This is a genomic window from Streptomyces kanamyceticus (assembly GCF_008704495.1).
Lineage (GTDB): Bacteria > Actinomycetota > Actinomycetes > Streptomycetales > Streptomycetaceae > Streptomyces > Streptomyces kanamyceticus.
Genome location: NZ_CP023699.1, coordinates 1,734,054 through 1,757,179, shown reverse-complemented (window position 1 = coordinate 1,757,179; position 23,126 = coordinate 1,734,054). Strand labels below are relative to the sequence as shown.

19 protein-coding genes are annotated in these 23,126 nt (G+C 73.2%); 8 read left to right on the top strand and 11 right to left on the bottom strand.

The features are described from left to right. The first annotated feature begins 45 nt into the window (after positions 1-45). The 3 genes from CP970_RS06765 (at position 46) to CP970_RS06755 (ending at position 3,576) form a co-directional block, all read left to right on the top strand. Positions 46-1,455, top strand: a complete 1,410-nt coding sequence (locus CP970_RS06765; protein ID WP_055549123.1) for a phytoene desaturase family protein — start codon at positions 46-48, stop codon at positions 1,453-1,455. A gap of 84 nt (positions 1,456-1,539) precedes the next feature. After that, positions 1,540-3,039 carry an AlkA N-terminal domain-containing protein gene (locus CP970_RS06760; protein ID WP_055549126.1) on the top strand — a complete coding sequence of 500 codons (1,500 nt, stop codon included), beginning with the start codon at positions 1,540-1,542 and terminating at the stop codon, positions 3,037-3,039. Positions 3,040-3,075: 36 nt separating this feature from the next. Then, the gene (locus CP970_RS06755; RefSeq protein WP_055549128.1) at positions 3,076-3,576 is read left to right on the top strand and encodes a methylated-DNA--[protein]-cysteine S-methyltransferase; all 501 of its coding nucleotides are present in this window, start codon (positions 3,076-3,078) and stop codon (positions 3,574-3,576) included. Positions 3,577-3,578: 2 nt separating this feature from the next. On the opposite strand, the gene CP970_RS06750 is transcribed toward CP970_RS06755, so the two are convergent. The 6 genes from CP970_RS06750 to CP970_RS06725 all read right to left on the bottom strand — a co-directional run bounded on the left by CP970_RS06750 (position 3,579) and on the right by CP970_RS06725 (position 13,393). Then, positions 3,579-4,079: an NUDIX domain-containing protein gene (locus CP970_RS06750; RefSeq protein ID WP_150493069.1), complete on the bottom strand. Its 501-nt coding sequence runs from the start codon at positions 4,077-4,079 to the stop codon at positions 3,579-3,581. Between the two features lie 46 nt (positions 4,080-4,125). Further along, on the bottom strand, positions 4,126-7,935 hold the full coding sequence (locus CP970_RS45495) for an SAV_2336 N-terminal domain-related protein (RefSeq protein ID WP_150493067.1): 3,810 nt from the start codon (positions 7,933-7,935) through the stop codon (positions 4,126-4,128). A 2-nt stretch (positions 7,936-7,937) separates the two neighbouring features. Then, a complete protein-coding gene (locus tag CP970_RS06740; RefSeq protein ID WP_150493065.1) occupies positions 7,938-8,951 on the bottom strand; it encodes an AAA family ATPase in 1,014 nt (337 codons plus the stop codon). Beyond that, positions 8,948-11,188: a VMAP-C domain-containing protein gene (locus tag CP970_RS06735; protein WP_055556941.1), complete on the bottom strand. Its 2,241-nt coding sequence runs from the start codon at positions 11,186-11,188 to the stop codon at positions 8,948-8,950. The genes CP970_RS06740 and CP970_RS06735 overlap by 4 nt, the downstream gene beginning before the upstream one ends. 2 nt (positions 11,189-11,190) lie before the next feature. After that, a complete protein-coding gene (locus CP970_RS06730; protein ID WP_055556943.1) occupies positions 11,191-11,595 on the bottom strand; it encodes a CU044_2847 family protein in 405 nt (134 codons plus the stop codon). Between the two features lie 73 nt (positions 11,596-11,668). Further along, positions 11,669-13,393, bottom strand: a complete 1,725-nt coding sequence (locus CP970_RS06725; protein WP_055556944.1) for a BCCT family transporter — start codon at positions 13,391-13,393, stop codon at positions 11,669-11,671. A gap of 247 nt (positions 13,394-13,640) precedes the next feature. Between CP970_RS06725 and CP970_RS06720 the strand changes: the two genes are divergently transcribed. The 3 genes from CP970_RS06720 (at position 13,641) to CP970_RS06710 (ending at position 16,264) form a co-directional block, all read left to right on the top strand. Then, on the top strand, positions 13,641-14,756 hold the full coding sequence (locus tag CP970_RS06720; protein WP_055556945.1) for a glycerate kinase: 1,116 nt from the start codon (positions 13,641-13,643) through the stop codon (positions 14,754-14,756). A 153-nt stretch (positions 14,757-14,909) separates the two neighbouring features. Continuing rightward, a complete protein-coding gene (locus CP970_RS06715; protein ID WP_150493063.1) occupies positions 14,910-15,512 on the top strand; it encodes a hypothetical protein in 603 nt (200 codons plus the stop codon). Beyond that, positions 15,509-16,264 (top strand): bestrophin-like domain, encoded by a 756-nt coding sequence (locus CP970_RS06710; protein ID WP_150493061.1) that lies wholly within the window; start codon positions 15,509-15,511, stop codon positions 16,262-16,264. The genes CP970_RS06715 and CP970_RS06710 overlap by 4 nt, the downstream gene beginning before the upstream one ends. Positions 16,265-16,457: 193 nt before the next feature. Here the strand turns inward: CP970_RS06710 and CP970_RS06705 are convergent, their stop codons facing one another. Next, positions 16,458-17,306: a PaaX family transcriptional regulator gene (locus CP970_RS06705; protein ID WP_055555187.1), complete on the bottom strand. Its 849-nt coding sequence runs from the start codon at positions 17,304-17,306 to the stop codon at positions 16,458-16,460. Positions 17,307-17,414: 108 nt separating this feature from the next. On the opposite strand from CP970_RS06705, the gene CP970_RS06700 reads away from it, so the two are divergent. After that, entirely contained in the window at positions 17,415-18,590 is a 1,176-nt protein-coding gene (locus CP970_RS06700) for an LLM class flavin-dependent oxidoreductase (protein WP_055555189.1), read from the top strand. After that, entirely contained in the window at positions 18,587-19,633 is a 1,047-nt protein-coding gene (locus tag CP970_RS06695; RefSeq protein ID WP_063806239.1) for a zinc-binding dehydrogenase, read from the top strand. The genes CP970_RS06700 and CP970_RS06695 overlap by 4 nt, the downstream gene beginning before the upstream one ends. A 101-nt stretch (positions 19,634-19,734) precedes the next feature. On the opposite strand, the gene pssA is transcribed toward CP970_RS06695, so the two are convergent. The 4 genes from pssA to CP970_RS06675 all read right to left on the bottom strand — a co-directional run bounded on the left by pssA (position 19,735) and on the right by CP970_RS06675 (position 23,123). Beyond that, complete coding sequence (gene pssA, locus CP970_RS06690) at positions 19,735-20,589, bottom strand: CDP-diacylglycerol--serine O-phosphatidyltransferase (RefSeq protein ID WP_079043980.1); 855 nt, start codon at positions 20,587-20,589, stop codon at positions 19,735-19,737. Further along, positions 20,576-21,232, bottom strand: coding sequence for a phosphatidylserine decarboxylase (locus tag CP970_RS06685; RefSeq protein WP_055555195.1), 657 nt, complete (start codon positions 21,230-21,232; stop codon positions 20,576-20,578). Before CP970_RS06685 ends, pssA begins: the two co-directional genes overlap by 14 nt. Before the next feature lie 170 nt (positions 21,233-21,402). Further along, a complete protein-coding gene (locus tag CP970_RS06680) occupies positions 21,403-22,608 on the bottom strand; it encodes an acyl-CoA dehydrogenase family protein (protein ID WP_055555197.1) in 1,206 nt (401 codons plus the stop codon). A gap of 2 nt (positions 22,609-22,610) precedes the next feature. Continuing rightward, positions 22,611-23,123 carry a MaoC family dehydratase gene (locus CP970_RS06675; RefSeq protein WP_055555200.1) on the bottom strand — a complete coding sequence of 171 codons (513 nt, stop codon included), beginning with the start codon at positions 23,121-23,123 and terminating at the stop codon, positions 22,611-22,613. Positions 23,124-23,126: the final 3 nt, after the last annotated feature.

The following is a 23,126-nucleotide window of genomic DNA, read 5'->3' as shown; positions in this document are numbered from 1 at the left end:
GCGGCAGTGGCCATCGGCTGACAAAGGAGTCCGAAGGTGCCGTCGATGCTTGATGCCGTCGTCGTGGGGGCGGGACCGAACGGGCTCACCGCTGCCGTCGAGCTGGCCCGCCGCGGCTTCTCCGTGGCCGTCTTCGAGGCCAGGGACACGGTGGGGGGCGGGGCGCGCACCGAGGAGCTGACGCTGCCCGGCTTCCGCCACGACCCCTGCTCCGCCGCCCACCCCCTCGGCATCAACTCCCCGGCGTTCCGCGCCATGCCCCTTGACCGGTACGGCCTGGAGTGGCTGCAGCCCCCGCTGCCGATGGCGCACCCCTTCCTCGACGGCACCGCCGCCGTGCTGTCCCGCTCCGTCGCCGAGACCGCCGCCTCGTTCGGGCCGCGCGACGCGGGAGCGTACCGACGCCTGGTGGAGCCCTTCCTCGGGAAGTGGGACGTCCTGCTGCGGGACTTCATGTCGCTGCCGCTGAGCTCCCTGCCGCGGGACCCCGTCACGCTCGCCCGGTTCGGGCTCTCGGGCCTGCCGCCCTCGACCTGGCTGATGCGGCGCTTCCGCGACGACCGTGCCCGAGCACTCTTCGCCGGTCTGGTCGCCCACGTCATCGCGCCGCTCGACGGCATCATCACCGGCGGCGTCGGCATGGTCTTCGCCCTTGCCGCGCACGCCCGCGGCTGGCCCGTCGCGCGCGGCGGCTCGCAGTCCATCTCCGACGCGCTCACCGCGTATCTGCTGGACCTCGGCGGCACCGTCCACACGGACTACGAGGTCAAGCGCCTCGACGACCTGCCGCCCGCCCGCGCGTACGTCTTCGACACCTCGCCCACCGCGCTCGCCAAGATCGCCGGTCTCGGCCGCGCCTATGCGGGGTACCGGTACGGATCCAGCGTCTTCAAGATCGACTACGCCCTGGACGGGCCCGTGCCCTGGACCGCGCAGGAACCGCGCACCGCCGGGACCGTCCAGGTCGGCGCGAGCAGCAAGGAGATCGGTGCCGCGCTGCGCGCCGCGTCGCGCGAGGGGCGCGCCCCGGACGCCCCGTTCCTGATCACGGTGCAGCCCAGCGTCGTCGACCCCTCCCGCGCCCCGGCGGGCAAGCACGTCTTCTGGGCGTACGGCCACGTCCCGGGCGGCTGGGACGGTGACCTGACCGACGCGATCGAGCGGCAGCTGGAACGCTTCGCGCCGGGCTTCCGCGACCGCGTCCTCGCCCGCGCCACGGCGGGCCCGCCCGAGCTGGCCGCGCGCAACGCGAACTACGTGGGCGGCGACATCGCCTGCGGAGCCGCCAGCGGACTCCAGCTGCTGCTGCGCCCCAAGCTCTCCCTGTTCCCGTACGGCACCCCGCACCCCGCCGTCTTCATCTGCTCGTCGGCGACCCCGCCGGGCCCCGGGGTGCACGGGATGTCCGGGCACAACGCGGCCAAGGCGGTGTGGCGGCGGCTCAGGAGCGCGTGAGCCCGAGCCCGGGGTACAGGTCGCGCGAGGTTGATGTCGGATTCCCGCCAGCCCGAGCGACGGGGATCGACCATCCTTGACGGCATGCACACCGACACCGAACGCTGCGTGCGCGCTGTTCAGTCGAAGGACGCCCGCTTCGACGGATGGTTCTTCACCGCCGTCACCACCACGCGGATCTACTGCCGCCCCAGCTGCCCGGTCGTGCCGCCCAAGGCCGAGAACATGACCTTCTACCCGAGCGCCGCCGCCTGCCAGCAGGCCGGGTTCCGGGCCTGCAAGCGGTGCCGCCCCGACAGCAGCCCCGGCTCGCCCGAGTGGAACCAGCGGGCCGACCTGGTGGCCCGCGCCATGCGGCTCATCGGCGACGGCGTCGTCGACCGCGACGGCGTCCCCGGTCTCGCCTCCCGGCTCGGCTACAGCGCCCGCCAGGTCGAGCGCCAGCTGCGCGCCGAGCTCGGTGCGGGACCGCTCGCGCTCGCCCGTGCCCAGCGCGCGCAGACCGCGCGGCTGCTCATCGAGACGACCGCGCTCCCCATGGCGGAGATCGCCTTCGCCGCCGGGTTCTCCTCGATCCGTACGTTCAACGACACCGTGCGCGAGGTCTTCGCGCTCGCCCCCGGCGAACTGCGCGCCCGGGCGCCCAAGCGCACCGCGTCCCCGGCGGGCACGGCACCGGCCGCGTCGTCCCGCGCCCCCGGCGTCCTCTCGCTGCGGCTGCCGTTCCGCAAGCCGCTCAACCCCGACAACCTCTTCGGGCACCTCATCGCGACCGGTGTGCCCGGCGTCGAGGAGTGGCGCGACGGGGCCTACCGGCGCACCCTCGACCTGCCCTTCGGACACGGCATCGTCGCGCTCACCCCGCACCCCGACCACATCGGCTGCCGCCTCAGCCTCACCGACCCGCGCGACCTCACCATCGCCATCAGCCGCTGCCGCCGCATGCTCGACCTGGACGCCGACCCGGACGCCGTGGACGGCCAGTTGAGGAGCGATCCGCTGCTCGCGCCGCTCGTCGACAAGGCGCCGGGGCGGCGGGTGCCCGGCACCGTCGACGAGGCGGAGTTCGCGGTGCGCGCCGTGCTCGGCCAGCAGGTCTCCACGGCCGCGGCCCGTACCCACGCGGCCCGCCTCGTCACCGCGCACGGCACGCCCGTGGCGGACGCGGAGGGCGGCCTGACCCACCTCTTCCCCACCCCGGGGCAGCTCGCCGCGCTCGACCCCGAATCGCTCGCCCTGCCGCGCAGCCGCCGCACCACCCTGACCACGCTGGTGAGTCACCTCGCCGACGGACGCCTCAAGCTCGGCGCCGAGAGCGACTGGGAAGAGTCCAGGGCCCGCCTCGCCGAGCTGCCCGGGTTCGGCCCCTGGACGGTCGAGGTGATCGCGCTGCGGGCCCTCGGCGACCCGGACGCCTTCCTCCCCTCCGACCTCGGGATCCGGCGCGCCGCACAGGAGTTGGGCCTGCCGCACACCCCGGCCGCGCTCACCGCGCGCGCGGCGGCCTGGCGGCCCTGGCGGGCGTACGCGGTCCAGTACCTGTGGGCCATCGACGACCACCCGATCAACTTCATCCCCGCGTAAGCCACCCCCGTAAGACATTGCCCGAGGGACGTACTCATGGAACGCCTGCACACCGTCATCGACAGCCCCTACGGCCCGCTCACGCTCGTCGCCACCGACGGCGTCCTCAGCGGCCTCTACATGACCGAGCAGCGCCACCGCCCGCCGGAGGAGACCTTCGGCGACCGCGACCCGGCACCGTTCGGCGAGACGATCGGTCAGCTCGCGGCCTACTTCGCCGGTGAGCTCACCGAGTTCGACCTGCCGCTGCGCCTGGACGGCACGCCGTTCCAGCGGACGGTGTGGCAGGAGCTCCAGCGGATCCCGTACGGCGAGACCCGGTCGTACGGCCAGCTCGCCGACGCCCTCGGCAAGCCCAACGCCTCCCGGGCCGTCGGCCTCGCCAACGGCAAGAACCCGATCGGCGTGATCGTGCCCTGCCACCGTGTCGTCGGCGCCGACGGGAGCCTTACGGGGTACGGCGGCGGGCTCGACCGCAAGAAGCGGCTGCTCGCCTTCGAGGGCGGTACGGAGGGCGGGGCCGACGCCTTGTTCTGAGCTCAGCCGACCCGGTAGCCGTTCTCCAGCTCCGCCGTGCCGCCGCCGTCCGCCAGGACGTCGAGCGCGGTCGCGACCCTGCGCGCCGTCGCGCCGAGCAGCAGCTCCGCGAGGTCCGAGCGGTCCGCCAGGCGCCAGGAGAGCAGCTCCTCCTCCTGGAGCCGGATCGACTTCAGCCGCTCCGTGTCGAGCACCCCGCCGTCGTACAGATAGGCGACCAGCGGCGGCCGCACCCGCTCGGCGCCCGCCGGTACCCAGTCCACCGCGAGCAGCGGACCGAGCGTGACGTCGAGTCCGATCTCCTCCGCGGTCTCCCTGCGGGCACCCTGCCGGGGCGTCTCCCCGGCATCGGACTCGACGGTGCCGCCCGGCAGCGCCCAGCCCTCGCGGTAGTTGGGCTCGACGAGCAGGACCCGCCCCTCGACGTCCCTGAAGAGCGCGGCGGCCGCGACGAGCACGCGCGGGAGTCCTGCGATGTACGTGGCGTAGTCCTGGATGGTCACGGGGGAAGGGTAGCCGGGGCGGGCCGCCCGGCCTGCGGCGGTCCGGTCAGTCCTCGGGAGGCCAGGGGGAGTCCAGGACGAGCCGGGTCGCGGCGGTGTCCGGGTGGTCGGGGCCGAGGACGCGCTCGCGCGCGGCCAGGACGGCCCGGGCGATACCGCGGCCCCTTCGCGTGCGGCCCGAGTCCCTGAGCGCGATGGCCAGTTCGTGGCCGCTCGCGAGGGTGGCGGGGTGCTCGGCTCCGAGGGTGACCTCACGCCCGCTGTGCGTGGCGAGGGCTTCGAGGGCGGCCTCCTCGTGGCGGCGCAGGGCGGTGAGGGTGACGGCCAGGTTGTGGCGGCACAGGAGGGTGTCGGGGTGGGTGCGGCCCCGGGCGCTCTCCCAGAGCCGCAGGACGGTGCGGTAGATCGTGTGTGCCTCCTCGTGGCGTCCCATGCGGGAGAGCACGTAGGCGCACTGCTGGTGCGCGGTCAGCGTGTCGGCGTGGTCCCTGCCGAGCACCTCGGCGCGGCGCGACGCGCAGGCGGAGAACGCGTGCAGGGCGTCCTCCATGCGGTCGAGCGCGAGCTGGAGGTGGCCGATCTCGTACTGGGTGGACAGCAGGTGCGGATGGTCGCGGCCGAGGTGTTCGAGCTGCCGGTCGGCGAGTCTCTCCAGCCAGATCAGGGACGCCTCGTGGTGCCCCTCGCGGCCCTGCGTCACGGCGGCCTTGAACTCGTCGGTGAGCATCGCCTCCAGCGGGACGCGCCGGGGGAGCGGCAGCCGGAAGACGATGCCCGACGGCATCCGCGCGTGGTGGAGCACGGGCGCGCGGCCGGTGAGGTCGATGCGGAAGTCGAGTTCGAGCGGTCCCCTTCCGGGACCGTCGAGCACCAGGAGGTGGATGCCGAGGTCTTCGAGCCAGCTCTCGTCGCTCGGCAGTTCCTGCGCCGTGCGGACCACGATCAGGCTGGTCTGGGCCGGGTGGGCGAGGCCCAGCTCCTGTGCCTCGGCGAGCAGCTCCCTCCGGTGGCCGCGCTCGATGTCGAGGGCGTGTTCGAGGGAGCGCGGGTCGGCGGCCGTCACGACGTGCGGCACCGTGCCGCTCGTCGTCGAACGCAGGTACCGCTCGGTCGAGTCGAGCATGTGGAACTGCACCGCTGACGGTGAGTACCGCTCGGCCACGCCGCGGACGAGCTCGTCGAGGACGGTGGACCATTGGGCCCTCGTGCCCTGGATGACGCCGTGCGGGCCCATGGAGCGGAAGTCCAGGACGACGTCGGAGCCCTGCTCGTCGCGTCCGATGACCACGGCGAGTGCGCCGTCGGCGTCGTCACCCGCACGGGGCAGCAGTGCCTGGGCGTCGAGGAACGAGCGGAAGTGCGCGGCCACTTCGGCCGCGGTGGGCCGCGTGTCGAGCAGCGGCGACGAGCAGCGCTGCAGGATGTCGGTCAAGGAGCCCGGCAGGCCGTGGCCCGCGGCCTTCAGGAGGACGAGACCGAGCTTGGAGATGTCATGGGCGGCGCCGTCGGCGTGCTCCTGCACGCACCAGCCGGTGACGCACACGCCCCCCGGTGTGAGCAGCACCCTGCGCTGCACCAGGTCGCCGTGGAGGATTCCCCGTACGTGGGCGTCCGCGAGGATCCCGGCGATCCGCTGGCCGAGCAGGGCGAACCGCACCGGGTCCTCGTACCGTTCGCCTGCCAGAGTGCGGGCTTCGAGGTGCGTGGCGGGCGCCCCGTCCACCAGGCAGATCTCCGTGGCCAGCCAGGACGGCTGCGCCGCCGGGTCCATGCCCACGATGCGGGGCACCGCCGCGCAGCTGAGCAGGCGCAGCGCTTCGGCCTGCCGGGGCAGCGAGGCGCGGCGCACGGATCCCGGGCGGGTGAGCCGGAGCATCGCGATGTCGCCCTCCTCGCGTCGGCCGAGGAACATCCCGCTGGTGGACCGCGCGCCGACGTGCCGGGCGAACAGCCGCCAGGGGCCCGCCCACCGGGGGTTCGCGGGACGCAGCGAGAGCCACGGGGAGCCCGGCGCGTCGACGTACCCGGGCAGCTCGGGCTCGGCGGGCGGCTCGGGCGCCCGGGGGCCCGGGGGAACGCCCACGCCCAGCCTGCGCAGCAGCCGTTCGTCCACCCAGCCGAACGGCCGCGTGCCGTCCCCGGCCCGGCCCGCGCCGTCCGGATGGGCGAGCCAGGCGGGGAAGTCGGCGGACCGGCCCGCGAGTTCGCCCAGACGGTCCGTCACCGAACGGCTGGTGCGCAGGAGTTCACGTACCGGCGCGGTGCCCAGGAGGATGTCGCGGGCCTCGGACGTGACGTCGTAACTCCGGTGCCGAGGGGCGAGGTCCGCGGTGTCGTCGCAGCGCCCCATCAGGCCGCTCAGGAACACCTCCGCCAAGTGTCCGGTCGTCACGTCGGGGCCGAGGGCGTCCTGCACCAGGCGCATCACCGGTACGGACAGCGGGGCGACGGCGGCGAGATGGGCGGCGAGGCGGTACGCCTCCGGGGACGCCGTCTCCCTGAATCGCAGCACCCTTCGGCCCGCGTCCAGTTCGGCGGGTAGCGCCCCGGTCGGCTCGAAGGGCGCCGTCAGGAGCGGCAGGACCGCGCTCGCCCCTGGCGACGCGACCAGGCCCGCCCAGGCGCCGACCGCGTCCGGCTCGGGCGCGAGCACCGGGACGGGTACGCCGCCGAACGCGGTGAGCCCGGGCGGCAGGACCGGATCCGCCACGTCCCAGGTGAGGTTGGGCGCGCCGCGCCGCCGGGTGGTCACCTGCCAGCGTTCGGCGCGGATGCCCGAGCCGTCCCACAGGTGTGGCGGCAGCGCGTGCAGCACGGCGGTCGGGCCGAACCTCCCCCACTGGCCGAGGAGTTCGCGCATCCGGCCGTCCCGCCAGGCCGCGCCGACGCCGTCGCTCAGGACGAGGATCAGCGTGTTGCCGCCGGGATCGGTCACGGTGGCGGGCGGCAGCACGGCGGTACCCGGAGTGAAGGGGCGGCGGCCGAGCAGCGGGGCGCCGGGGGTGCGGGTGTCCAGGCCGTGTACGCGTACGTCGCGGAAGGCGCCGCTGCGCTCCAGGAGCAGCCGTGTCTCGGTGGCGAGCCGCTGCCACAGGAGCATGGAGGCGCCGTCGTCCACGAGCAGCGTCAGATCGAGCCAGCGCGCGCGGGCGGGGCGAAGGACGGCGTCGGTGAGGCCGCTGTGGGCGGTCGAGTCGGCGGTGGCCGTCTCGTCGAGCTCCCAGCGTCTTCGGTCGGCGACGGTCTGCTTCAACGGGCGTAGCGCGCGGCCCAGTTGCAGCTGCCGGGAGGCGAGGGCGCGGGTGCCGGGCGCGCGGACGGGGCGGACGGGGAGGGTGCGGTCGTGCGGGGTGCGGTCGGGGGCGGCGGCGCCGTAGAGGGCGGAGCGCCTGGCGGGGTCGTGGCGCAGCGGGGCGAGGCGGGGGAGGGCGTCGGACAGGGCCTCGGCACTCGGGTCGGCCCGCGAGCCGGACCGTGCGGCGGCGTCCGAGGGCGGCTCGGCGGCGTCGGGCCGCCGCTGCGCAGGCGGTTCCTCGGTGCGGGGCCGCCAGGCCACGGCCCCGCTGGGCAGCGGCGGGGCCGCCTCCGGCTCGACCTCCCAGGACGTCCACTCGTGCCCGGGCGCCTGCTCCGCCGGTGCGCTCGCCCGCGCCGCCCGCGCCAGCGCCGTCGACGCGCCGTCGGGCAGTCGTCCCGCCAGCCACAGCGCGTCGAGCAGTTCCTCCTGGGCGAGCTCCACACCGCTGTCCGTGAGGGCCCAGAGCGCCTGGCGCAGCCGCTCGGGCCGGGTGCCGACGGTGGTCGCCCTGACGATCCGGTTGATCAGGGCGGCGACATCCGGGCGCTCGTCCGGCACTCCTAGACCGCCCCGCCGAGCCGGTGGAGCACCGCGTCGAGCAGCGCGCCCGGCGGCAGGTCGAGACCGCCCTTGCGCAGGAACACGGCGTTCAGGAGCTGGTCGGTGGCCAGTTCGCCGGGGGCGCGGCGGCCCAGGAAGGCGCGAAGCAGATCGTCGACGCCGTCCAGTGCCGCGTCGCCGAGGTGCGCCTCCACGATGTCGCGAAGGCGCTGCTCGTCCGGCTCCGCGAGATCGAGCCGTACGCAGCGGCGCAGGAACGCGGGCGGGAACTCGCGTTCGCCGTTGCTGGTGATGACCACCACGGGGAACTCGGAACAGCGCACCCTGCCCCGCGTCACCGGCGCCCGCACGCGCGGATCCGCGGTGAGGACGTCGACGTGCGACTGGTCGTCGGGCAGCCTGGCCAGCTCGGGGATCTCGAACTCGCCCTCCTCGAACACCGTCAGGAGGTCGTTCGGCAGGTCGACGTCTCCCTTGTCGAGCTCGTCGACGAGCAGGACGCGCGGCCGCTCGCCAGGGACGAAGGCGGTGCCGAGCGGGCCGAGACGGACGTACGAGCCGATGTCGGGACCCTCGTCCGGCGCGTCGTCGGAGCCGTCGTCGCGGCGCAGGTTGGACTCCCGGAGGCGGCCGATGGCGTCGTAGTCGTAGAGGGCGTCGCGCAGCGTGGAGCGGCTGTTGACCGGCCAGGTCAGCACGCGGCCGAGCGTCAGCTCGTGCGCGACGGCGTGCGCGAGGGAGGACTTGCCGGTGCCGGGATGGCCGGTGACCAGGAGCGGGCGGCGCAGCAGCAGCGCGGCGTTGACCACCTCCGACTCGTCGGGGCCGATCAGATAGGGGCGGGGCCTCGGCGCGTCGTCCGCGGGGGCGAAGCGGCGCCACGGCGGGGCTTCGGGGAAGTCGGCGCGGCGGGCGTCGCCGTCACCGCGGAAGAGCCGCCAGTCGTCCTCGCGGGGTGGCTGAGGTGGCGGCGCAGGCGTCCGGGGCGCCCGGGGTCCCTGGGGTGCGGTCATGAACGGCGTACTCCTTCGTCGGAAAGCGGGCGCGCCGCGTCGGGGTCGGTCAGTCTCGGCTCGTGCTCGGACCCCACGCGGTCCTGCCAGGCGAGGTCCTCCCACACGAGGGAGGGGCGGGCCCGGAGCCCCGTCGGGTCCGGCAGCGAGGCCGCCCTGAACCGGTGCACGCGGAAGGGGAGTTCGTGCAGCCGCCCGGTCGGCGCGAGGGGTTCGAGGCGGTCGGCCTGGTCGTGCCCCTCGGCCTCGCGGTCCCAGAGCACCACGGGCACGCCGAGGGCCAGACAGAGGTCGAGCAGCTGGGCGCGGAGCGCGGGCGGACCGTGCAGGACGACGTGGTTGGCGTCCCGGTGGGTGGAGTTGAGCAGCGCGGCGACCTGCCGTCCGTCCGCGCAGCTCGGGTCGATGACCAGCGGTCTGCCGTGCCCGTCGCCCCAGCGGCGGCGGTGCTCGACGTCGCGCCGGGGCACCCGGCGGCTCATCTCCGGGCAGCGCAGCGTGAGCGGGAAGGAGGCGCCGAGCGGAAGGCTCGGCACGAACTCGTTGGGGCTGCCCGCGTCCCACTCGTCGACGGGCAGGTGCAGCCCGTCGCGGTCGACCTCGATGTCCACGGCGGGCAGCGCGTCCCCCGACCGCTCGGCGCCCTCGCGGATCAGGGCGCCGACCTGCTCGGGGGTGAGCGGCGCGTCTCCCGCCGCGGTGTCCAGGCGGCGCACGGAGCCGTCCGCGTGCTGCTGCCACAGCCGACAGCGGTAGCGCTCGACCCGCTCGGCGCCCGCGCCCGCGCCGATGCCCGCACCTGCGCCCGTTCCCGCGACTTCGCCCTCCGGCTCGGTCCTGGTGAGCCGGGCGAGCAGCCGCGTCACCTGGGGCGCCCGCGCGCCCGCCCAGTGCGCGGCGTCGGCCCTGCGCTGGTCGCGCGCCGCGGGGTGCACGCCGAGCCGGTCGCAGACCCGCTCGCTCCAGCGGCTCAGTCCGGCGCCGAGGGGGCCGCCCGAGGCCGCGGCGATGAACTCGACCAGGTGCACGAGCGCGGGCACCCGCGGCGTCCCCGCCGGTACGCTGCCGCCGTCCTGGTACTCCTCCAGGTCCGCGATGACCTGCCCCAGCGCCTCGGGCGCCAGGCGCGCGGTGCACAGGGCGGAGGGGAGCGGGGTGTAGCGCAGCGCCTCCTGGGCCGCACGGGCGGGCAGCGTCGCGTCGGCGAGGACGACGCACCGCAGCTGCTTCTCGAGGAAGGCGTACTCGCCGAGGGAGAGCAGTCCGGCCGCCTCGACCGCACGGCCGGTGCCGAGCAGGGCCGTGAGCCTGTCGGGGCGCGCGCCGTAGGGTCCCGCGGTGAGCAGGGACTCGCTGAGGGTGGGCAGGGCGCGGTGCCGGGTGAGCAGGACGGCGGTCAGTTCCTCGACGCGGGGCGCCGAGCCGTCCTGCGGCACGGGGAGGCCCAGTTCGGCGGCGAGCCGCCGCGCGTGCTCGGCGCGCACGGCGGGATCCGGCAGCAACGAGCGCAGCAGCTCGGTGAGTTCGGCGCCGAGCGGGTCGTCCTGCGGAGCGGCGCGCAGGGTGCGGCAGTCGGCCACGACGGCGCCCGCGCCCGCCGCGTACAGCTGATCGCGCACCGCCTGCCAGGGCAGCGCCCAGGTGCGCCGCAGGGTGTGGGCGGGGTGCGCGGCGGCGTCCCGCTGCCCGAGCTGTCCGACCACGAGCCCGGCCACGCTGTCCCCCGAATCGGTCCACAGGGGCCCGCCGCTGAAGCCCGGCCCGATCGCGGCACCGGACAACTCGCCGTCCAGATATCCAAGTTGGTCGTCAAGCAACTTGAGGACCGTGTCCGCGAAGGTGATCGGCTCCCCGCAGCCGTGCCAGGCCCGCAGCGACTGACCCTCCGTCATCTCCGTCCAGACGACGGGGGCGGCGCCCGCGGGCGCGGGTTCGGCGAGCCGCAGTACGCACAGGTCGCCCTGCCAGGCCCCGGCGCCGCCGCGCCGGGGCGGCAGCCACACCTCGATCCGCGCCTCGATCCGGACCGTGCGCCGGGCGAACCCCACCTGGAGCGCCTCGCCCGCGGGCGCCGACCCGCTCAACGGGGGCCTGCCGAGCGCCTCGTTGACCACGTGCGCGCAGGTCAGGGCGCGGCCGGGGGAGAGCAGTGCGGCCGCGCCGACGGCCGCGTCACCGTGCCGCCCGAGGACCGCGACCACCGGTGGCGGCTTCCGCGCCTCCTTGAACCAGCCCACGGCTACGCCCCGTCGGCGCCGCTGTGCGGGTCTTCGGCTCCGCCGCCAGGACCTTCCGTACGCCGCCACGTCGCCGACACCGTCATGGTGGCCGACCCCTTGAGCCCGACGATGCCGAGCTTGAGGTCCTTGCCCACCTCGATGCCGAACTCGACCGTGAACTCCTCCGGTGGCCGCTCGGCCCGGGACACCGAGGCGTGCACCTCGTCCAGGAGCGGACCGAGCGGGCTCAACGTCGCCCGCAGCGCCCCCGCGGCGAGCGCCGCGCCCCGGCCGCCGCCGGTGGAGACGGGCTCGGGCGCGCCGAACTCCGGCGGCAGGGCGCCGGATCCGGGCGCCTGCCCCACATCGGCGAGCTCGACGCGCAGCGCGGCCCCGGCCAGGTCGAGTTCCAGGTACTCAGGCATGGGATCATTGTGCGGCCAAATCCACGACGCGCGTCACGAGTTCGCTGATCCGGACCTCGCCGAGGCCCCCGCCTCAGTCCTCCTCCTGACTGCGCGACCGAACGATCCGCCGCAGCCGGGGATGACGCTCCGGCGTCTGTTCCGTGATCGCGTCGCCGACCATCGTGCGGACCGCGTCCCGCAGGCCGTGCAGCGCGTGGCCGCGTGCGGGGCCCGCGCCGGGGTCCTGGCGCAGTTCCTTGAGCAGTGCCCAGCACAGTGCCAGCATCACCACGACGAACGGCAGCGCCACCAGGATCGTGGCGCTCTGGAGCGAGTTGAGGCCGCCCGCGACCAGGAGTACCGCGGCCACCGCGGCCATCAGGACGCCCCAGGTGACGACCAGCCAGGTCGGCGGGTGCAGCGAGCCGCGGCTGCTGAGGGAGCCCATCACCAGGGAGGCCGAGTCGGCGCTCGTGACGAAGTACGTCATGACGAGGATCATCGCGACCCACGAGGTGACCGTGCCGAGCGGCAGCGCGTCCAGCATCGCGAAGAGCGAGGACTCCGGGCCCTCCTTGACCTTCTCGGCCATGTCGACCTTGCCGGTGGAGTCCAGGCGGATGCCGGTGCCGCCCATCACGCAGAACCAGAAGACGGTGGCGCCGCTCGGCACGAGCAGCACGCCGATCAGGAACTCACGGATCGTACGGCCGTGGGAGATCCGCGCGATGAACGTGCCGACGAACGGCGCCCACGACAGCCACCACGCCCAGTAGAAGATCGTCCACGCGCCGAGCCAGCCGCTGTCGGTGAAGGCGCCGGTGCGCGAGGCCATCGGCAGGAGCTGGTGGAGGTAGCCGCCGAGGCTGGCCGGGATCGCGTCCAGGATGTAGACGGTAGGACCGAGCACGAAGACGAACAGCATCAGACAGGCGGCGAGCGCGAGGTTGAGGGTGCTGAGCCACTTCACGCCCTTGTGCACCCCGGAGAACGCGGAGATCACGAAGGCCGCGCCGAGCGAGACGATGATGATCAGCTGGAGCGCGGTCGAATTCTCCGCGCCCGTCGTGAGGTTGAGCCCGGTGGCGACCTGGAGCGCACCCACGCCGAGGCTGGTCGCGGTGCCGAAGACGGTGGCGAAGAGCGCGAGCAGATCGATGAGACGGCCCGGCCAGCCCGCCGCGCGCCGGGCGCCGATCAGGGGCACGAAGACCGCGCTGAGACGGTTGCCGCGGCCCTTGCGGAAGCCCGCGTAGGCGAGCGCGAGGCCCGCGATGCCGTAGATCGCCCAGGGGGTGAGCGTCCAGTGGAAGAAGGAGTACTCCAGGGCGGTCCGCGCGGCGCCGCCCGTGCGCGGCTCGGCGGCACTGGACGGCGGCGGGTTCAGATAGTGGGTGAGGGGCTCACCGACGCCGTAGAACATCAGGCCGATGCCCATGCCCGCGCTGAACATCATTGCGATCCACGCGAGATTGGTGAACTCGGGCCGCGCGTCGTCCTTGCCGAGCCTGATCCGGCCGAACCTGGAGACCGCGATGACCACGCACAGGACCAGGAAGATGTCCGCGGCGATCACGAACAGCCAGGCGAAGTTCTCCAGGACCCAGGCAAGGGCCGTGCTCGACGCGCTCTCGAAGGACTTCTTGCCGATCGCCGCCCAGGCGACCACCGCGAGAACGGCGACCACGCCGATGCCGATGACGGCGTAGTCCGGTGTGCCGTCCGACGGCGAGCCGCCATCGGGGTCCCGGCCGGTGGACGGCGGGCCCGGCGGGCCCTCGTCGGGGAGGGGCTGATCGATCATTTCCGTGCTCATGACGCACCACTATGGGGCGATTAAGGGTCATTTTTCACCGGGGCACGCCGTCCCGGGCGAAGGGCGGCCATGGGCAGGGAGCCCCTCCTGCGGTTATGGTCGCAGCGGCGCGACTGCCTTGACGCGAGCAAGGCCCGGAAAGCAAGGGGAATCCAAGGTGGCGGACGCTGCAGGGACGGCGGGAAGCGAGCGGCAGGCTCAGGCTGAGCGCAACGACGCACGGCGCGGGAACGCGCAGCGTGTACTCATCGCCGCGGACAAGTTCAAGGGTTCGCTCACGGCCGTCCAGGTCGCCGAGCGGGTGAAGGCCGGGCTCCACCGGGTCGCCCCCGGCGTGCCGGTCGAGGCGCTGCCCGTCGCCGACGGCGGCGACGGCACGGTCGCCGCGGCCGTCGCGGGCGGCTTCGAGCGCCGCGAGGCACGGGTGACCGGGCCGCTCGGTGACACGGTGACCGCCGCGTACGCGTTCAAGGACGGCACCGCCGTGGTGGAGATGGCCGAGGCCTCCGGCCTGCAGCTGCTCCCCGACGGCGTCTTCGCGCCGCTCACGTCCACGACGTACGGCTCCGGAGAGCTGCTGCGCGCGGCCCTCGACGCGGGCGCCCGCACGATCGTCTTCGGCGTCGGCGGCAGCGCCACGACCGACGGCGGCGCGGGCATGCTGGCCGCGCTCGGCGCGCGCTTCCTGGCCGCGGACGGCGAGCCCGTCGCGCCCGGCGGAGGCCCGCTGAAGGACCTCGCGAGCGCCGATCTGGCGGGGCTCGACCCGCGCCTGAAGGACGTCGAGATCGTCCTCGCCAGCGACGTCGACAACCCGCTGACCGGACCGAAGGGCGCGCCCGCCGTCTACGGCCCGCAGAAGGGCGCGTCCCCGGCCGACGTCGAGGCCCTCGACGCGGCCCTCGCGCACTTCGCCACGGTCCTGGAGAAGGCGATGGGACCCAAGGCCGCCGAGTACGCGCAGTCGCCGGGCGCCGGCGCCGCGGGCGGCATCGGGTACGGCGCGCTCGTCGGGCTCGGGGCGGGCTTCCGGCCCGGCATCGAGGTCATGCTCGACGTGCTCGGCTTCGCGCCCGCCCTGGCGCGGGCCACCCTCGTCATCACCGGCGAGGGCTCGCTCGACGAGCAGACCCTGCACGGCAAGGCACCCGCGGGGGTGGCCGCCGCGGCCAGGGCCGCGGGCATCGAGGTCGTCGCGGTCTGCGGCCGCCTGGCCCTCGCCCCCGAGGTCCTCGGCAAGGCGGGCATCCGCCGCGCGTACGCCCTCACCGACGTCGAGCCCGACGTGGCGCGCTGCATCGCGGAGGCGGGCCCCATCCTGGAGACGGTGGCGGAGGGAATCGCCAGGGACTTCCTGTCCTGACTGTCCTGACGAGACGCCACTTCTTTCGTACGTTCAGCGAGGCCCCGCCACACCCTGGCGGGGCCTCGCCGTCGTTGCGCGACGGCTGTCCTGAAGTCCCCGTATCCGACCCTCGACTTGATCGTTTCTTCAGGACGTGAAGAGGAGTCGATCTTGACGGGGTGGGCGGGTCTCGGCGTCGGGGGCCTGGGCATCGCCGCGACCCTGTGCCCGGTGGCCGGCGCGTCCGTCGCCGCGCACGTCGAGGCGCTCGGCGTGGCCCTGACCGGCGACGTGGGGATCTGCCGCCCGGACCTGCCGGAGCTGCCGGACCTGCCGGATCCGCCGGACGCCGAGGTCACCGTCGCCGTCGGGCCCGCGCCAGGACCCGCCGCCGCGCCGCACCCCGGTTCCCCGCCGCACCGGCATCCGCCACCGGCCCCCGCGCCGCCCGCGCCGCCGCCCCGCGCCCACCCCGCCGCACCGGCCCCGGCCCCCGCCGCGCCCCGCGTGCGGGAACTCGTCATCCCCGTACGCCTGGAGCCCGCGCGGCCCCGCAGACCGCCCGTGCCCGGGCCGCCGTCGGACCCCTCCTTCCCCGCGCCGCACTACCGCCCCGCCGAAGGCCCCGAACCCCCGGTGGGGCGGTCCGTGGTCACCACCACGATGGTCGTCACCACCCCGGCGGTCCTCGCCGCGGCGATGCTGCGGCCGCGCTCGGGCTCCCGCTCGGGCGCCGCTTCCCGTTCCCACTCCCACTCCGGAGGATCTTCGTGACGGAATGGCTCGTACTCGCCGTCGCCATGGCGCTGGCCTGCGCGGTCGTTCTGACCGTCACCGTTCTCAGGCAACGCCGCGTGCCCGAGGACGATGACCCGAGTCAGACACCGGACGTCATCGAGTACATGGTGATGATGGTCGGCGTCGTCTACGCGATCGTCCTCGGACTCGCCATCGCGGGCGTCTGGGAGGCCCGCGGCGCCGCCGAGGACGGCACCCGCCAGGAGGCCCAGGCGCTGCACGAGATCAGCAGCCGCGCCAAGATCTACCCGGCCGCCACCGAGGACCGCATCCAGCAGGACGTGCGGCGCTACACGCGGCACGTGACGGCCGTGGAGTGGCCGCACATGATCGAACGCCACGAACTGACCGACCGGGGCACAGAGCTGCTGGACACCCTGCGCCAGGACATCGCCGAGCGCGAGCCCGCCAACGATCTGGAGGCGCAGACCTACCAGCCGCTGCTCGACCAGGTGGCCGCCGCCGACGAGGCGCGCAGGGCCCGCGCCGACAACGCGGAGGCGACACTGCCCGGGGTGGTCTGGTTCGGCCTCGTCGCCGGGGCGATCGTCACCGTAGGCCTGATCTTCATGCTGCAGATCAGGCGCTCGTCGAGGGAGCTGCTGCTCGCCGGGACCTTCAGCGCCCTGATCGCCTTCCTGCTCTTCCTCGTCTGGAGCTTCGACGCGCCCTTCGGCAGATCCGTGACGGAATCGACGGGCGCCTTCCAGGACCTGCTCACCGTCTAGGGCGTGTCCGGCGGAGCATGGCGCTGTCGCGGGGTCTGGCACGCGCTCCCCCAAGCTCTCGGCTCCGCTTGAGCAGGGGAGGCCCCACTGCGTTGCCGCCCTCCTCCGCCTTGCGGCTGCACGCACCGGACTCCGCTCGCCCGCACCGGACGGGTGGTCGCCACCCGAGCGCGCCCTGATCCGCCGGACAGCCCTAGGGCCTGTCCGGCGGCCGTTTCCCGCACCCCCGCGGGTCCCGCGCCAGCTCCCGCCAGTAGCGGTCGGCCGGGGCCCGCAGCGCGCGCCACGTGTCGATGAACAGCTTCGTCGACACCAGGCCCGGCCACCCGGACGGCAGGAGTACCCCGGGCAGCCGGGGGTCCCGCTCGAACGTGCCGCGCCACGCGTGCACGAGCCGGGTGCGCAGCACGAACGCCTCCTCGTCCGACGCCGCACGCGGCCCGTCGAAACGGCCGACGAACTCCTCGTGCGCGGCCCGCACCGCCGCCAGGTCCCAGGCGCGGGCGACCAGTTCGCCGTCGTCGTCGGCGCGCGAGACCAGCCACGTCGCGTGCGGGGCGAGGCCCTGTTCCCGCAGCAGCTCCTTGAGGGCGCCCACACCCCCCGCGTCCGCCGCGATCCAGCCACCGGGTGCCAGCCGCCCGAACCCCTCGAAGGCCAGCTGCTCCGCCACCAGCGCCCGGTCGTGCGCGGGACCGCGCAGCAGCAGCTGCTGCCACTCGCCGTGCCACGGCGTCTCCTGGACCGCGCGCTCAAGGCGGTGCGTCCAGGCCGTGAGGAGCGCGACCAGGCGGGGCTCGAACACGAGCGCGGTCCACCGCCCCGTCGACTCCGTGCGCAGCCAGCCCTCCTGGACGAGTCGGGTGATCGCCCGCCGGGTCGCCGTCTCGCCCGTCCCGCAGGCGCCGAGCGCGTCCACGACGGCACGGGACCAGACGCGCGCGTCGCCCGCGTAGCGCACGTACTCGCCGAGCACCGTGAGCAGCAGCGTCCGCGCGCTGGGGGAGCCGTCCGCGCGGCGACGGGTGCGTGGCCTCTCCAACGTCCCTCCCCTGCTTGCCTGTTGACCTCTTCGGCGCCCCGGTATAGGACGTAAGAATTCGAGTGCTCGATGTTACGTCCAGTGTCATCGCCCACGGAAGGCGTACGCATGGATCACCAGGGCCCCGTCCCGCTCCCGCCCACCCGTTTCGGCACCTTCCTGGCGCCCTACCACGGGCTCGGCTCCAGCCCCGCACTCCTGCTCCGCCGCGACCTCGACCTGGTGCGCCACCTCGACGGCCTCGGCTTCGACGAGGCGTGGATCGGCGAGCACCACTCCGCCGGGTACGAGACGATCGCGTCGCCCGAGGTGTTCATCGCGGCGGCGGCCGAGCACACGCGCCGGATCAGGCTCGGCACCGGCGTGAACTCCCTGCCCTACCACCACCCGCTGATCCTCGCGGACCGCATCCGCCAGCTCGACCACCAGACCATGGGGCGCGTGATGCTGGGCGCGGGCCCCGGACAGCTGGCCTCCGACGCCTTCATGATGGGCATCGACCCGCTGCGGCAGCGCGCCATGATGGCCGAGGCCCTGGAGGCCGTCGTACGGCTGCTGCGCGGCGAGACCGTCACGATGCGCACGGACTGGTTCGAACTGGCCGAGGCGCGCCTCCAGCTGCGCTCCCACCGCCCTGAGGGCGTCGGGCTCGCGGTCGCCTCCGCGGTCTCGCCCTCGGGCGCGGTGCAGGCCGGACGGCACGGCATCGGGCTGCTCTCGCTGGCGGCCGCCGACCCCGCGGGGCTCGCCGCGCTGACCGGGAACTGGGCCGCGTACGAGAAGTCCTGCGCCGAGCACGGCCACACCGCGGACCGCGCCGCCTGGCGGCTCGTGGTGCCGATGCACCTCGCCGAGACCGCCGCCGAGGCCCGCGCCCAGGCCGCGTACGGCGTCCTCGACCTGGTCCGCTACATCGAGGGCCTGTCGGACACGACGCTGCCGTGGGGCCGCACCGAGCGGGACGCGCTCGACCGCTGGACCGGCGAGGGCATCCCGGTCTTCGGCGTCGCGACCATCGGCACCCCGGCGGACGCCATCGCCCGGATCGAGGCGCTGGCCGAGGCCTCCGGCGGCTTCGGCACCCTGCTCCTGCTCGACCTGCCGACCGGCACACCGGAGGCCAAGCGGCGCAGCTACGAGCTCTTCGCCGAGTACGTGGTGCCGCACTTCACCGGCGCCAACCGGGCCCGCGAGGAGTCCATGGCCTGGGCCCGCGCCAACAGCGAGCGCTTCCTGGGCGCGATGCGCGCGGCCGTCGACGCCGCCGTCGGGGAGGCGCGATGAGGGCGGCGGTGCTGCGCGCGGGACGCTTCGTCGAGGCCGAGGTCCCCGAACCGCCCGCCCCCGGCCCAGGACAGGTCGTCGCCGAGACGCTGGCCACCGGCATCTGCGGCTCGGACCTCTCGGCGGTCCGGCACACCGATGACTTCCTCGCGGCCTGGCGGGACTCGGGCACGAAGGCGTTCCTCTTCGACCCCGAGCAGGACCTCGTGATGGGCCACGAGCTGTGCGCGCGGGTGCTGAGCCCGGGGGAGTGGCAGGGCAAGGTCGTGGTCGGCCTGCCCTGGGCCCTCGACCCCTCGGGCACCTTGCGCACCATCGGCTACTCGACGCACTTCCCCGGCGGCTTCGGCGAGCGCGTGACGCTCCAGGAGGCCGCCCTCGTCCCCGTCCCCGACCACGTGCCGCCGCGCGTCGCGGCCCTCACCGAGCCGCTCGCCGTCGGCTTCGGCAACGTCGCCCGCGCGGCCCAGGCCCCCGGCACGGGCGCCCTGGTCATCGGAGCGGGCCCCATCGGCCTCGGCGCCACGGCGGCCCTCGCCGAGCGGGGCATCGCCCCCCTCGTCGTATCGGAGCCCTCCCCGCGCCGCAGGGCCCTTGCGGCCCGCTTCGGGGCGCACACGGTGGTGGACCCGGCGGTGCGCGACCCCTTCGACGTGTGGCGCGCGGCGCGCGAATCCGGCCAGTCACTGACCGTGTACGAGTGCTCTGGCAAACCGGGCATGCTGAACACCATCCTGCACCGCGCCCCGCGCTCCACCCGGATCCTGCTGATCGGCGCCTGCATGACGGAGGACGTCTTCCGCCCCGTGGTCGGCATCTGCAAGGACATCACGGTGACCATGTGCATGGAGTACCCGCCGGAGGAATTCGCCCGCACGCTGGAGCGGATCGCGGACGGCAGGGTGGACGCGGCGGAGCTGATCACGGCGGAGGTGGGCTTCGGGGAGGTCGGCGCGGCGATGGAGACCCTGACCCACCCGGACGACCACGTGAAGGTACTGGTGATTAATAGCCCGTCGAGGGGGCCCCTCCCTGCTCCTTAAGAGCTTGGGGGAGTTTGAGGACGAGCCCGAAGGGCGACAGACGCAAGCAAAGGGGGCCCGGACCAATCGGTCCGGGCCCCACAAACACTGCTCAAGCGCCGCTAAGGCAACTGCGCCGCACGCGCCTCGCGCCGATTGTCGCGGAAGTTGTTCAACCGTCGAGCCGTGGCGAAGAGGGGGATCACCGCGCCGAGGACGACCTGGAGCGCGCAGCCCGTCTGCAGGAGCAGCTGCCCGCCGGGAGCGTCGAACGCCCAGGCCGCGAGCAGCCCCATGGCCGCGACGATCCACGAGAGCATGGCCACCGCGAGGGGACCGCGCGGCTTCGGGTACTCGACGCGGCTGACCATGAGCCAGGCCGTGCCGATGATCGCCAGGAGCGTCGCCACGAAGGGCAGCTCCAGGAGCACGATCGAGACCACCGTGAGCGCGCCGAAGGGCGATGGCATGCCTTGGAAGGTGCCGTCCTTCACGGTCACGCACGAGAACCGCGCAAGCCGCAGCACCACCGCCAACAGCACGACGATCGCGCCGACCGCCGCCACCCGCTGGTGCGCGTCGTCGGCGACCATGCCGTAGACGAGGACGAAGTACGCCGGTGCCAGACCGAAGCTGATCAGGTCCGACAGGTTGTCGAGCTCGGCGCCCATCGGCGAGGACCGCAGCTTGCGCGCCACGAGCCCGTCGAACAGGTCGAAGACGGCCGCGCAGAGCATCAGGATCACGGCGGTCGCGGCGGAGTGCCGCGCCATGCCGCTCTCGTTGCTGCCTTGCAGGTGCGGGATGAGGATGCCCGTGGTGGTGAAGTACACCGCCATGAACCCGCACGTCGCGTTACCGAGCGTGAGGGTGTCCGCTATTGAGAGGCGCAGCGAGAGAGGCATCTCCTCGTCGGCCTCGTCCTCCGCGGCCTCGGGCACCCAGCCCGCTTGTGTCTCAGGATCAACCACGGTCAATGCGAGTCACCCCAGCCACGGTCTTCTGACCGACCTCGACGTCCACCTCGACACCCTCGGGGAGGTAGATGTCGACGCGGGAGCCGAAGCGGATCAGGCCGATCCGCTCGCCCTGCTCCACCTTCGATCCCTGCGGCACGTAGGGCACGATGCGTCGCGCGACCGCGCCCGCGATCTGGATCATCTCGATGTCGCCGAGCTCGGTGTCGAAGTGCCAGACAACGCGCTCGTTGTTCTCGCTCTCCTTGTTGAACGCCGGGACGAACCCGCCGGGGATGTGCTCCACGGACGTCACCGTGCCCGCGAGGGGCGCGCGGTTGACGTGGACGTTCAGCGGGCTCATGAAGATGGCGACGCGGGTGCGCCCGTCCTTCCACGGCATGATGCTCTGCACCACGCCGTCGGCGGGAGAGATGACCCGGCCCTGGGCGATCTCGCGCTCGGGGTCGCGGAAGAACCACAGCATGCCCGCCGCCAGCGCGGTGGCGGGCACGGCGACGGCCGCGGCGCCCTTGGAGCGGCGCGCGCGGGCGAGGCTGAGTGCCGCGGTGGCGACGGTCGGCAGGAGCCACGGCGATGCTCCGCGAGCAAGGCGTCCCTGAAGAATGCCGTCGCGTGGTGCAGAGGTTTGGCTGTGGGGCATGGATGACCTTCGTAGCGGATGATGCCGCGCAGTGAATGGGGGACGGCGGCTTTCTCCGGATGCTATCGGTTGCGAGCCACAACTGGGCAAGCCAGGAAGCCGAGTCGACGGCCGAAGAGTGTTGACAGGGTGTGATCTTCTTCGCGAAGAAAACGCCCCAAACCGGGCATCTAGCCCTGGAATCGATACTCTTCGAGCAGTCGACGACCAATGATCATTTTCTGGATCTCGGCGGTACCTTCACCGATCAACAGCATCGGAGCCTCCCTGTAGAGGCGCTCGATCTCGTACTCCTTCGAGAAGCCGTAACCGCCGTGAATCCTGAACGCGTCCTCCACGACTTCCTTGCAGTACTCGGAGGCGAGGTACTTCGCCATCCCTGCTTCGAGGTCGTTTCGCTCCCCGGAGTCCTTTTTGCGTGCGGCATTGACCATCATCGCATGGGCGGCCTCGACCTTGGTAGCCATCTCCGCCAGCTTGAACTGAATCGCCTGATGCTGGGCGATCGGCTTGCCGAAAGTGTGGCGTTGCTGGGCATAAGAGACACCGAGCTCAAATGCACGCTGTGCGACGCCGCAACCACGCGCCGCCACATTGACGCGGCCGACTTCGACGCCGTCCATCATTTGGTAAAACCCTCGGCCGGTGGCCCCGCCGAGCACACGATTGGCCGGAATGCGTAGCCCGTCCATGATGAGTTCGGTGGTGTCGACGCCCTTGTAACCCATCTTGTCGATCTTGCCGGGGATGGTGAGGCCCGGCCGGACCTCTCCGAAACCGGGCTCCTTCTCGACAAGGAACGTGGTCATCGACTTGTGGGGCGCCGTGCCCTCGGGGTGTCCTTCGTCACTTCGGCACAGGACGGCCACCAAAGTGGACGTGCCGCCGTTCGTCAACCACATCTTCTGGCCGTTGAGGACGTAGTCGTCCCCGTCCTTGACGCCCTTCGACGTGATGGCCGACACATCTGAGCCGAGTCCCGGCTCCGACATGGAGAACGCGCCGCGCACCTCGCCCGCCGCCATGCGAGGCAGGAACGTCTCCTTCTGCTCCTGCGTGCCGTGCTGCTTGAGCATGTAGGCCACGATGAAGTGGGTGTTGATGATGCCGGACACCGACATCCAGCCGCGCGCTATCTCCTCGACGCACAGCGCGTAGGTGAGCAGCGACTCGCCGAGGCCGCCGTACTCCTCAGGGATCATGAGCCCGAACAGGCCCAACTCCTTGAGGCCGTCCACGATCTGCTGCGGGTACTCGTCACGGTGCTCGAGTTCCGTCGCGACCGGAATGATCTCCTTGTCGACGAAGTCACGGACGGTGGACAGGATCTCCTGCTGGATGTCCGTCAACCCCGCGGTCTGGGCGAGTCGGCTCATGGCTACTTCTCCTGGCTCTTGAGCTCCGGGCGGCCGGGCTGCTCGCCGCCGCGCTCCTTGATGTACGTCTCGGTGGGCACCATCACCTTGCGGCGGAACACGCAGACCAGCGTGCCGTCCTGCTTGTAGCCCTTGGTCTCCACGTAGACGATCCCGCGGTCGCTCTTGGACTTCGAAGGCGTCTTGTCGAGGACCGTCGTCTCGCCGTAGATCGTGTCGCCGTGGAAGGTCGGCGCCACGTGCTTGAGCGATTCGACCTCCAGGTTGGCGATGGCCTTGCCGGAGACGTCGGGGACCGACATGCCGAGCAGCAGCGAGTAGATGTAATTGCCCACGACGACGTTCTTCCCGAAGTCCGTCGTCTTCTCCGCATAGTTGTTGTCCATGTGGAGGGGGTGGTGGTTCATGGTCAGGAGACAGAAGAGGTGGTCGTCGTACTCGGTGACCGTTTTTCCGGGCCAGTGCTTGTACACGGCGCCGACTTCGAACTCTTCGTAGGTGCGGCCGAACTGCATGGT